Source organism: Citrobacter sp. (genome assembly GCF_050252275.1).
Taxonomy (GTDB): domain Bacteria; phylum Pseudomonadota; class Gammaproteobacteria; order Enterobacterales; family Enterobacteriaceae; genus Citrobacter_A; species Citrobacter_A amalonaticus.
This window is the reverse complement of record NZ_JBFWLF010000153.1, coordinates 1-10,753: the sequence shown is the minus strand read 5'-3', so window position 1 is coordinate 10,753 and position 10,753 is coordinate 1. Positions and strand designations below refer to the sequence as shown.

At 52.0% G+C, this 10,753-nt stretch carries 13 protein-coding genes and 1 tRNA gene; 12 read left to right on the top strand and 2 right to left on the bottom strand.

Annotation, left to right across the window (positions count from 1 at the left end):
* The 8 genes from AB7E14_RS13900 to sdiA all read left to right on the top strand — a co-directional run.
* Nucleotides 1–814, top strand: an 814-nt coding sequence (locus tag AB7E14_RS13900; protein WP_428169606.1) for a flagellin, incomplete at its 5' end; no start/stop codon positions are given.
* Between the two features lie 162 nt (nt 815–976).
* The gene (locus AB7E14_RS13895) at nt 977–1,696 is read left to right on the top strand and encodes an RNA polymerase sigma factor FliA (RefSeq protein ID WP_428169605.1); all 720 of its coding nucleotides are present in this window, start codon (nt 977–979) and stop codon (nt 1,694–1,696) included.
* Between the two features lie 59 nt (nt 1,697–1,755).
* Complete coding sequence (gene fliZ, locus AB7E14_RS13890) at nt 1,756–2,307, top strand: flagella biosynthesis regulatory protein FliZ (protein ID WP_058588224.1); 552 nt, start codon at nt 1,756–1,758, stop codon at nt 2,305–2,307.
* Nucleotides 2,308–2,394: 87 nt separating this feature from the next.
* On the top strand, nt 2,395–3,195 hold the full coding sequence (gene tcyJ, locus AB7E14_RS13885) for a cystine ABC transporter substrate-binding protein (protein ID WP_043000301.1): 801 nt from the start codon (nt 2,395–2,397) through the stop codon (nt 3,193–3,195).
* A 108-nt stretch (nt 3,196–3,303) separates the two neighbouring features.
* Nucleotides 3,304–4,290, top strand: coding sequence for a D-cysteine desulfhydrase (dcyD, locus tag AB7E14_RS13880; protein WP_316961766.1), 987 nt, complete (start codon nt 3,304–3,306; stop codon nt 4,288–4,290).
* A gap of 14 nt (nt 4,291–4,304) precedes the next feature.
* Nucleotides 4,305–4,973, top strand: coding sequence for a cystine ABC transporter permease (gene tcyL, locus AB7E14_RS13875; RefSeq protein WP_042318310.1), 669 nt, complete (start codon nt 4,305–4,307; stop codon nt 4,971–4,973).
* Complete coding sequence (gene tcyN, locus AB7E14_RS13870; RefSeq protein WP_043000303.1) at nt 4,970–5,722, top strand: L-cystine ABC transporter ATP-binding protein TcyN; 753 nt, start codon at nt 4,970–4,972, stop codon at nt 5,720–5,722. The genes tcyL and tcyN overlap by 4 nt, the downstream gene beginning before the upstream one ends.
* A gap of 234 nt (nt 5,723–5,956) precedes the next feature.
* Complete coding sequence (gene sdiA, locus AB7E14_RS13865) at nt 5,957–6,679, top strand: transcriptional regulator SdiA (protein ID WP_216081359.1); 723 nt, start codon at nt 5,957–5,959, stop codon at nt 6,677–6,679.
* A gap of 66 nt (nt 6,680–6,745) precedes the next feature.
* On the opposite strand, the gene AB7E14_RS13860 is transcribed toward sdiA, so the two are convergent.
* Nucleotides 6,746–6,970, bottom strand: coding sequence for a DUF2594 family protein (locus tag AB7E14_RS13860; protein ID WP_042318315.1), 225 nt, complete (start codon nt 6,968–6,970; stop codon nt 6,746–6,748).
* A gap of 19 nt (nt 6,971–6,989) precedes the next feature.
* Nucleotides 6,990–7,037 (bottom strand): hypothetical protein, encoded by a 48-nt coding sequence (locus AB7E14_RS13855; RefSeq protein WP_418219740.1) that lies wholly within the window; start codon nt 7,035–7,037, stop codon nt 6,990–6,992.
* 394 nt (nt 7,038–7,431) lie between these two features.
* On the opposite strand from AB7E14_RS13855, the gene uvrY reads away from it, so the two are divergent.
* The 4 genes from uvrY to AB7E14_RS13835 all read left to right on the top strand — a co-directional run bounded on the left by uvrY (nt 7,432) and on the right by AB7E14_RS13835 (nt 10,748).
* On the top strand, nt 7,432–8,088 hold the full coding sequence (gene uvrY, locus AB7E14_RS13850; protein ID WP_043000305.1) for a UvrY/SirA/GacA family response regulator transcription factor: 657 nt from the start codon (nt 7,432–7,434) through the stop codon (nt 8,086–8,088).
* Nucleotides 8,085–9,917, top strand: a complete 1,833-nt coding sequence (gene uvrC, locus AB7E14_RS13845; RefSeq protein WP_058588222.1) for an excinuclease ABC subunit UvrC — start codon at nt 8,085–8,087, stop codon at nt 9,915–9,917. Before uvrY ends, uvrC begins: the two co-directional genes overlap by 4 nt.
* Before the next feature lie 56 nt (nt 9,918–9,973).
* A complete protein-coding gene (gene pgsA / locus AB7E14_RS13840; protein ID WP_042318323.1) occupies nt 9,974–10,522 on the top strand; it encodes a CDP-diacylglycerol--glycerol-3-phosphate 3-phosphatidyltransferase in 549 nt (182 codons plus the stop codon).
* Nucleotides 10,523–10,672: 150 nt separating this feature from the next.
* A tRNA-Gly gene (locus AB7E14_RS13835) sits at nt 10,673–10,748 on the top strand.
* The last annotated feature ends 5 nt before the right edge of the window (nt 10,749–10,753 follow it).

Genomic DNA, 10,753 nt, shown 5'->3' with positions numbered 1-10,753 from the left:
CGGCACAGATTTCTACAAAGTGTCTAACTATGACAAAGATACCGGGGTTGTAGATTTTGACGGTGCAACGAAGGAAACCGGCACTATCACTGCAACTAAAGCAGCCGCTGGTCAAAACGTCAATATTGGTGGCACTACCGTTGTAAACGCAGATTCTATCTCTCTGAATAACACGGCTCTTGCTGCGACGACCTCTTTCTCTGTTGATAAAGATGGTCAGATGTATGTGAAAGTAGGTTCTGATATTTTCAAAGGTACGGTTGACCTGAATACCGGGATTGTGAGCTATAAGAGCTCTGATACTCCGGAAGCTGCGGCAGCGGCGAGCGAAGCTGCTGTTACCACTGGTGACGTTATTGGTAGTACTACGCCAGCGGTTAAACTGGATCTTGGGGGCATTACAGGTCTGGGTGACAACCCGCAGGTATTCTCCGTTAAAGGCGGCGGTTATGTCATCAAAGGTACTGAAAACGATGCCGATGCATACTACAGCGCCACCATCAAAGATGATGGTACCGTTGTGAAAGGCGATAAGCTGAATTCTGATCCGATGGCTTCTATCGATAAAGCGCTGGCTCAGGTTGACTCTTTGCGTTCTGACCTGGGTGCGGTACAGAACCGTTTCGATTCTGCTATCACCAACCTGGGCAACACCGTTAACAACCTGTCTTCTGCTCGTAGCCGTATCGAAGACGCTGACTACGCGACTGAAGTGTCTAACATGTCTCGTGCGCAGATCCTGCAACAAGCGGGTACTTCTGTACTGGCACAGGCTAACCAGACGACTCAGAACGTTCTGTCTCTGCTGCGTTAATTTACGCTTCTTGCGCAAACCCCGCTTCGGCGGGGTTTTTTCATTCTGGCTTTACCGGTAACCCCTAAATAACCCCTCATTTCACCCACTATTCACCCGATTAAAACCCCTGCAGAAACGGATAATCATGCCGATAACTCATTTAACGCAGGGCTGTTTATCGTGAATTCACTGTATACCGCTGAAGGTGTAATGGATAAACACTCGCTGTGGCAGCGTTATGTACCGCTGGTGCGTCACGAAGCGTTGCGCCTGCAGGTGCGTTTGCCCGCGAGCGTAGAACTGGACGATCTGCTACAGGCGGGCGGTATCGGGTTATTGAATGCAGTTGACCGATATGACGCTCTGCAAGGAACGGCATTTACCACTTACGCAGTGCAGCGTATTCGTGGGGCGATGCTGGATGAACTACGCAGCCGCGACTGGGTGCCGCGTAGCGTTCGGCGCAATGCCCGCGAAGTGGCACAGGCGATGGGGCAACTGGAACAGGAATTAGGGCGCAACGCGACGGAAAGTGAGGTGGCGGAGCGGCTGGCGATTCCTGTAGAAGAATATTGTCAGATGTTGCTTGATACCAACAACAGCCAACTCTTCTCCTATGACGAGTGGCGGGAAGAGCATGGCGATAGTATCGAGCTGGTGACAGAAGAACACCAGCAGGAAAACCCGTTACAACAGCTCCTTGAGAGCAATTTGCGCCAGCGCGTGATGGATGCCATTGAAGCCCTTCCGGAACGCGAACAACTGGTGCTCACGCTCTATTACCAGGAAGAACTCAATCTCAAAGAGATTGGCGCGGTTCTGGAAGTCGGAGAGTCACGGGTCAGCCAGTTGCACAGTCAGGCCATAAAACGGTTACGCACGAAGCTGGGTAAGTTATAGCGAACGACGTTGTCGGCGCTGAAAAATGCCGCACAACGTATTGACTACCAGGAGTTCTCATGACGGTGCAGCAATCAAAAAGACGGCCTCTAAGCCGCTACCTCAAAGACTTTAAACACAGCCAGACGCATTGCGCCCATTGCCACAAGTTACTGGATCGCATCACGCTGGTGCGCAAAGGGCAGATCGTCAATAAAATCGCCATTTCCCGCCTCGATACACTCATGGATGAAGCCGCCTGGCAGCAGGAGCAGAAAGAGTGGGTGGCGCTATGCCGTTTCTGCGGCGATCTGCACTGCAAGACGCAGAGCGATTTCTTCGACATCATTGGTTTTAAACAATTCCTGTTTGAACAGACCGAAATGAGCCACGGGACCGTACGCGAGTATGTTGTCCGTCTGCGCCGTCTCGGTAATCATCTCAGCGAGCAGAAAATTTCTCACGATCTGCTCCAGGACGGTTACCTTGATGAAAACCTGGCGCCGTGGCTGCCGGAGACCAGCACCAACAACTATCGCATCGCGCTGCGTAAGTACGCACAATATAAAGCGCATGCTCACCCCGAGCAGCAACAGAATTCCTCCCTCCGGATGACTTCTGATATATATTAAAAATGAATAAGATGTAGCAGAGTGATTTATGTCGTTACCCATAAACGCTCTACACTACGGGCATTCATAACAACATTCGGGGTAAATATGAAATTAGCACTTCTGGGTCGCCAGGCGCTGATGGGCGTGATGGCTGTGGCGCTTGTCGCGGGAATGAGCGCAAAAACGTTTGCAGATGAAGGTCTGTTAAAGAAGGTTAAAGATCGCGGCACGCTGCTGGTGGGGCTGGAAGGTACCTATCCGCCGTTCAGTTTCCAGGGCGATGACGGTAAATTGACCGGTTTTGAAGTGGAATTTGCCGAAGCGCTCGCGAAGCATCTGGGCGTGAAAGCCACGCTGAAACCGACCAAATGGGACGGGATGCTGGCCTCTCTGGATTCTAAACGCATCGATGTGGTGATCAATCAGGTCACCATCTCCGACGAGCGGAAGAAGAAATATGATTTCTCTACCCCTTATACCGTCTCCGGTATCCAGGCGCTGGTAAAAAAAGGCAATGAAGGCGCGATTAAAACCGCAGCCGATCTGAAAGATAAGAAAGTGGGCGTGGGTCTGGGTACTAACTATGAAGAGTGGTTACGTCAGAACGTCCAGGGCGTTGATATCCGGACTTATGATGATGACCCGACGAAATATCAGGATCTGCGCGTAGGCCGTATCGACGCCATTCTGGTGGATCGTCTGGCGGCGTTAGATCTGGTTAAAAAGACCAAAGATACGCTGGCGGTCACCGGTGAAGCCTTCTCCCGTCAGGAGTCTGGCGTTGCGCTTCGTAAAGGCAATGAAGATCTGCTGAAGGCGGTGGACGCAGCGATTGCTGAAATGCAGAAAGACGGCTCGCTGAAGGCGCTTTCTGAGAAATGGTTTGGCGCGGATATCACCAAATAGTCCGAACGATATGAAAAAAAAGGCGCTTTAATCAGCGCCTTTTTTATTTCATGCGTTTGAACGTGCATAATAAAAAGAACATCACAACAACGAATAATCGGAGGCTTTATGCCACTGCACAACCTGACACGCTTTCCGCGCCTGGAATTTATCGGTGCGCCGACGCCGCTGGAATACCTGCCGCGCTTTTCTGACTACCTGGGACGGGATATCTTCATCAAACGCGATGACGTCACACCGATGGCGATGGGCGGAAATAAGCTGCGCAAGCTTGAGTTCCTGGCCGCAGATGCGCTGCGTGAAGGCGCTGATACGCTGATCACGGCAGGCGCGATTCAGTCTAACCACGTGCGTCAGACGGCGGCGGTCGCCGCGAAGCTGGGACTGCACTGCGTGGCGCTGCTGGAAAACCCCATTGGCACCACGGCGGAAAACTATCTCACCAATGGCAACCGACTGCTGCTGGATCTGTTCAACGTACAGGTTGAGATGTGCGAGGCGCTACATGCACCGGATGCCCAATTGCAAGAACTGGCCACCCGAATCGAAGCGCAGGGCTTTCGTCCCTACATTATACCGGTCGGTGGTTCAAACGCGTTGGGGGCATTAGGCTATGTTGAAAGCGCGCTGGAAATCGCTCAGCAGTGTGAAGGCGCGGTGCAGCTCTCTTCGGTGGTGGTAGCATCTGGCAGTGCAGGAACGCACGCCGGGCTGGCGGTTGGGCTGGAACAACTGATGCCGGATGTGGATCTGATTGGCGTAACCGTTTCACGCAGCGTAGCCGATCAAAAGCCGAAAGTGGTGGCGCTGCAACAGGCTGTTGCCAGTGAACTGGAACTGACAGCGGCGGCGGAGATTTTGTTGTGGGATGACTACTATGCCCCAGGCTATGGCACGCCAAATGAAGAGGGGATGGAAGCCGTGAAGTTGTTGGCGCGTCTGGAAGGGATCCTTCTCGACCCCGTCTATACCGGAAAAGCGATGGCCGGACTGATTGACGGAATCAGCCAGAAACGCTTTAAAGACGAAGGCCCGATTCTCTTTATCCATACTGGTGGGGCGCCTGCGCTGTTTGCCTACCATCCACACGTGTAATTTCGGATAAGCTCATGCAAGAAAGTATCCAACTGGTTATTGATTCCCTGCCGTATCTGCTCAAAGGGGCGGTGTTTACGTTGCAACTCAGTATTGGCGGGATGTTCTTCGGCCTGCTGCTGGGATTTATCCTCGCGCTGATGCGCCTGTCGCCGCTGCTGCCACTGCGCTGGCTGGCGCGTTTCTATATCTCTATTTTTCGCGGTACGCCGCTTATCGCACAACTGTTTATGATCTACTACGGTCTGCCGCAGTTTGGTATTGAGCTGGATCCGGTGCCGTCCGCAATGATTGGCCTGTCGCTCAATACGGCGGCCTATGCCGCGGAAACGCTGCGCGCGGCGATTTCATCGATTGACAAAGGACAGTGGGAAGCGGCTGCCAGTATCGGGATGACGCCGTGGCAGACAATGCGTCGCGCCATTTTACCGCAGGCTGCCAGGGTAGCGCTGCCGCCGCTGAGCAACAGTTTTATCAGTCTGGTGAAAGACACGTCGCTGGCGGCCACCATCCAGGTACCAGAACTGTTCCGTCAGGCGCAACTGATCACCTCGCGCACGCTGGAGGTATTCACCATGTATCTGGCGGCATCGCTGATCTATTGGATCATGGCAACCGTGCTGTCTTCATTGCAGAACTACTTTGAAAATCAACTGAACCGCCAGGAGAGAGAGCCGAAATGAGTGCGATCGACGTAAAAAACCTGGTCAAGAAATTTCATGGGCAGACGGTGCTGCACGGCATCGATCTGCAAGTGCAGGCGGGAGAGGTGGTCGCGATCATCGGTCCCAGCGGGTCGGGAAAAACGACGCTTCTGCGCAGTATTAACCTGCTGGAACAACCGGAAGCGGGTACGATCACCGTGGGTGATATCACCATTGATACGGCGCGATCACTCGGTCAGCAACGAACGCTGATTCGCCAGTTGCGCCAGCATGTTGGCTTTGTGTTCCAGAGCTTCAATCTCTTTCCCCATCGCACGGTACTGGAGAATATCATTGAAGGTCCGGTTATCGTGAAAGGCGAGGGCAAAGAAGAGGCGATGGCGCGGGCGCGGGAACTGCTGGCGAAAGTGGGGTTGGCCGGGAAAGAGACCAGCTACCCGCGGCGCTTATCCGGCGGGCAGCAGCAGCGAGTGGCGATTGCCCGTGCGCTGGCCATGCGCCCGGAAGTGATTCTGTTTGATGAACCGACGTCTGCGCTCGATCCTGAGCTGGTGGGCGAGGTGTTGAGCACTATCCGTCAACTGGCGCAGGAAAAACGCACCATGGTGATTGTGACCCATGAAATGAGCTTTGCCCGCGATGTCGCGGACCGGGCGATATTTATGGATCAGGGGCGCATTGTGGAACAGGGGCCAGCCAAAGCGCTATTTGCCAATCCACAGCAACCGAGAACCCGTCAGTTTCTTGAGAAGTTTCTGCTGCAATGATTGGTTTTCTCCACTCGTCCGGGATTATCCCATTTCGGCCGAGTGGAGATGCATAAATAGTAATATCAGACGCATGACGATGAACGTATTTCCCTGGACAAAATACGCGAACTGAAACAACGCTCAAGTAATCTGCTCCCTGACCGATATTTTATACATCTACCGTATGTTTATGTGATAGGTTATTTCTCACATTTAAAATGATTATCACTCTCAAGGGTGCGAATACTGAGTATGCAGGATTTAGATTTCTTTACCTGGCGACGGACGATGCTGTTACGCTTTCACGAAATGACTTGCGCAGAAGACGTCTACAGCGAATTACAGCAGCAAACACAATTGCTGGAATTTGATTATTACGCGCTGTGTGTCAGGCATCCGGTTCCGTTCACGCGTCCTAAAATTTCCCTTCATACCACTTATCCCGATGCGTGGGTTTCGCAATATCAGGCGGAAAACTATTTCGCGATTGATCCTGTGCTGAAGCCGGAAAACTTCATTCAGGGACATCTGCCCTGGAATGACGCATTATTCAGTGACGCGCAGACAATGTGGGATGCTGCCCGTTCACACGGATTACGCAAAGGCGTCACGCAATGTCTCATGCTGCCAAATCGCGCATTAGGCTTTCTCTCGGTCTCACGGTCAAGCCTGCGTAATACGCCGTTTGCGGGCGATGAAGTCGAATTGAAACTGCAGTTGCTGGTGCGCGAAAGCTTAACGGCACTTTCCCGACTCGAAGATGAGATGGTGATGGCGCCGGAAATGCGCTTTAGCAAACGAGAAAAAGAGATTCTGAAATGGACGGCGGAAGGGAAGACTTCAGCTGAAATTGCGATGATTCTGTCGATATCAGAAAATACCGTTAACTTTCACCAGAAGAATATGCAGAAGAAGTTTAACGCGCCGAATAAGACGCAGATTGCGTGCTATGCCGCGGCGACCGGGCTTATCTGAAACAATAAACGTTCTGCGTGGCAGACGATAAACCGGCTGAAAGCACTGCTCTCAGCCGGTTTTTCTTTACTGACGGTAAGCTTGTTTAATTTGCTTAACAGTGCTGGAAAATACTGCAGCCTGCGCGTCGTCTTCGACCAGCGCGATCTGTTTTTCCATTTTAAGAATCACGCGGCCCGCATCCGCCTGGCCCATGGCTTGCAGCATCAGCGTTAACAGCGCCTTCAGGCAGGTGACTTCATTAGCCAGTTCTTGATTATTCTCGGCAGTGGAAAAATCAGGCGTACTCATTTATTTTCCTCGTAATGTTTCAGTAAAAATTTGCGATGATAAATGTTAAGGCCGCGGAGTATACCATAAGCTGAGGGAAAAATAGCAGTGGTTGTTTTTCGATCGGAAATCACACCAGCGGAGTTAAATTAAACAACAACATAAGAAGTCTATATTTTCCTCATTTATTGTTTATTCCGAGTATTTTACTCGTTAATTATTGTTACAAACTTACCTGTCTATTTAGCATTTAGGCGAGAGAAAGCGAGTTTTTGTCACTATTGTGAAACCTCGTTCCCGAAAATAGTGCGTGTAACTGGCTGTTCTTAGCCTAAGTTTCCACAAAGCGTACAGACTAATTTCCGAAAACGAGAGCAAAATCGGTTACCGGACGTTTTTTACGTTTTAAAGTTGAGATAAAACCCGCTAATATAGTGGCGATCCACTATCAGTAGCGTTATCCCTATTCTGGAGATATTCCTTTGATCAACGTTCTTCTTGTTGATGACCACGAACTGGTGCGCGCAGGGATACGACGCATTCTTGAAGATATAAAGGGTATAAAAGTTGTCGGTGAAGCAGGTTGCGGTGAGGATGCCGTTAAATGGTGTCGCGCCAACACCGTCGACGTCGTGTTGATGGACATGAACATGCCCGGTATTGGTGGCCTTGAAGCCACGCGCAAAATTGCGCGTTCAACTGCCGATATTAAAGTGATTATGTTGACCGTTCACACGGAAAACCCGTTGCCGGCAAAAGTGATGCAGGCCGGAGCCGCAGGTTACCTGAGTAAGGGTGCTGCGCCTCAGGAAGTGGTAAGTGCCATCCGCTCGGTTTATTCCGGGCAGCGCTACATTGCTTCTGACATCGCCCAGCAAATGGCATTAAGCCAGATTGAACCCGAAAAAACGGAAACCCCGTTTGCCAGTTTGTCTGAGCGCGAATTGCAGATTATGCTGATGATCACTAAAGGTCAGAAGGTGAATGAGATTTCCGAGCAGTTGAATCTCAGCCCTAAAACGGTGAACAGCTATCGCTACCGTATGTTCAGTAAACTAAACATTCATGGTGATGTAGAGCTGACTCACCTGGCAATTCGCCATGGCCTGTGTAATGCGGAGACGTTAACAAGCCAGTGAGCGATCAGTTTGACGCGAAAGCGTTCCTAAAAACCGTAACCAGTCAACCCGGCGTTTATCGTATGTATGATGCCGGTGGTACGGTTATCTATGTGGGTAAAGCGAAAGACCTGAAAAAACGGCTTTCCAGCTATTTCCGCAGCAACCTGGCTTCGCGTAAGACCGAAGCGCTGGTTGCCCTCATTCAGCAAATCGATGTGACGGTGACGCACACCGAAACGGAAGCGTTGCTGCTCGAGCACAACTATATCAAGCTGTATCAGCCGCGTTACAACGTGCTGTTACGTGATGACAAATCCTATCCCTTTATTTTTCTCAGCGCGGATACGCATCCCCGGCTGGCTATGCACCGTGGGGCGAAACATACCCGAGGCGAATACTTTGGCCCGTTTCCCAACGGCTATGCCGTCCGTGAAACGCTGGCGCTGTTACAGAAAATTTTCCCGATCCGTCAGTGTGAAAACAGCGTTTATCGCAATCGCTCGCGCCCTTGTCTGCAATACCAGATCGGCCGTTGCCTGGGGCCCTGCGTCGAAGGCCTGGTGAGTGAAGAAGAGTATGCGCAGCAGGTTGACTATGTTCGGTTGTTTTTATCCGGTAAAGATGACCAGGTCTTAACTCAACTGATCGCGCGGATGGAGAAAGCCAGTCAACATCTGGCGTTCGAAGAGGCTGCGCGTATACGCGATCAGATCCAGGCCGTGCGCCGGGTGACGGAGAAACAGTTCGTTTCCAACGCGGGAGACGATCTGGACGTGATCGGCGTTGCGTTTGATGCCGGGATGGCCTGTGTCCATGTGCTCTTTATCCGCCAGGGGAAAGTGCTGGGCAGCCGCAGTTATTTCCCGAAAGTGCCGGGAGGGACTGAACTGGGCGAAGTGGTAGAAACCTTCGTCGGGCAATTCTACCTCCAGGGCAGCCAGATGCGCACGTTGCCTGGCGAGATCCTGCTGGATTTCAATCTGCACGACAAAACGCTGCTGGCCGATTCGCTTTCTGAACTGGCGGGGCGTCGTATTAATGTGCAGACCAAACCTCGCGGCGATCGCGCGCGTTATTTGAAACTGGCGCGGACCAATGCCGCCACGGCGCTGACCACGAAACTCTCTCAGCAGTCGACCATTACCCAACGGTTGACGGCGCTGGCAACCGTGCTGAAGCTGCCAGCTGTAAAACGGATGGAATGTTTTGACATCAGCCACACGATGGGCGAACAGACGGTGGCGTCGTGCGTGGTCTTTGATGCGAACGGGCCGCTGCGTGCGGAATACCGTCGCTACAATATCACCGGCATCACGCCGGGCGATGACTATGCGGCAATGAATCAGGTACTGCGTCGCCGTTATGGTAAAGCCATCGAAGAAAGTAAGATTCCGGATGTGATCCTGATCGACGGCGGAAAAGGGCAACTGGGGCAGGCGAAGGCCGTTTTCGCCGAGCTGGATGTCCCCTGGGATAAAAACCACCCTCTGCTGTTAGGTGTTGCAAAAGGCGCTGACCGTAAAGCCGGTCTGGAAACGCTGTTCTTTGAACCGGAAGGTGAGGGATTTAGCTTGCCGCCGGATTCGCCGGCATTGCATGTGATTCAGCATATCCGCGATGAGTCCCACGATCATGCCATTGGCGGCCACCGTAAAAAACGGGCGAAAGTGAAAAACACCAGTACGCTGGAGACCATCGAAGGCGTTGGACCGAAGCGTCGCCAAATGTTGTTGAAATATATGGGTGGTTTGCAAGGATTACGTAACGCCAGCGTTGAAGAAATTGCAAAAGTGCCGGGTATTTCGCAAGGACTGGCAGAAAAGATCTTCTGGTCGTTGAAACATTGAGTCCGCTGTAGCAACATAGGGGTAAATTCTCTGACAACAGATAGTTACCCGTCACTATGCAATTTAATATTCCAACGTTGCTTACGCTGTTTCGCGTCATACTTATCCCATTCTTTGTCGTGGTGTTTTATCTGCCATTCACCTGGGCGCCGTTCGTTGCTGCGCTGATCTTCTGTATCGCTGCGGTGACCGACTGGTTTGACGGTTTTCTGGCGCGTCGCTGGAACCAGAGTACGCGCTTTGGTGCGTTTCTCGACCCGGTTGCGGATAAAGTGCTGGTGGCAATTGCGATGGTACTGGTGACCGAGCACTATCACAGTTGGTGGGTGACGCTGCCCGCGGCCACGATGATTGCACGTGAAATCATCATTTCCGCGCTGCGTGAATGGATGGCGGAACTGGGTAAGCGCAGCAGCGTGGCGGTCTCCTGGATCGGCAAAGTCAAAACCACCTCGCAAATGGCAGCGCTTGCCTGGCTGCTGTGGCGTCCGAATATCTGGGTGGAGTACGCGGGGATTGCACTGTTCTTCGTCGCTGCGGTCCTGACGCTGTGGTCAATGTTCCAGTATTTGAACGCCGCGCGTGGGGATTTGCTTGATCAGTGATCGTTTCGCCGTAAATTTCAGCAAACGAGCGTAAGTGGCGAAAAATATCGTTGACTCATTGCGTCAGGTAAGTAGAATGCAACGCATCGAACGGCAGCACAGATTGCCAGACGATAGTAAAATCAAGTGATTTACGATTTACTTGATGATGCGGGAATAGCTCAGTTGGTAGAGCACGACCTTGCCAAGGTCGGGGTCGCGAGTTCGAGTCTCGTTTCCCGCTCCAGATTA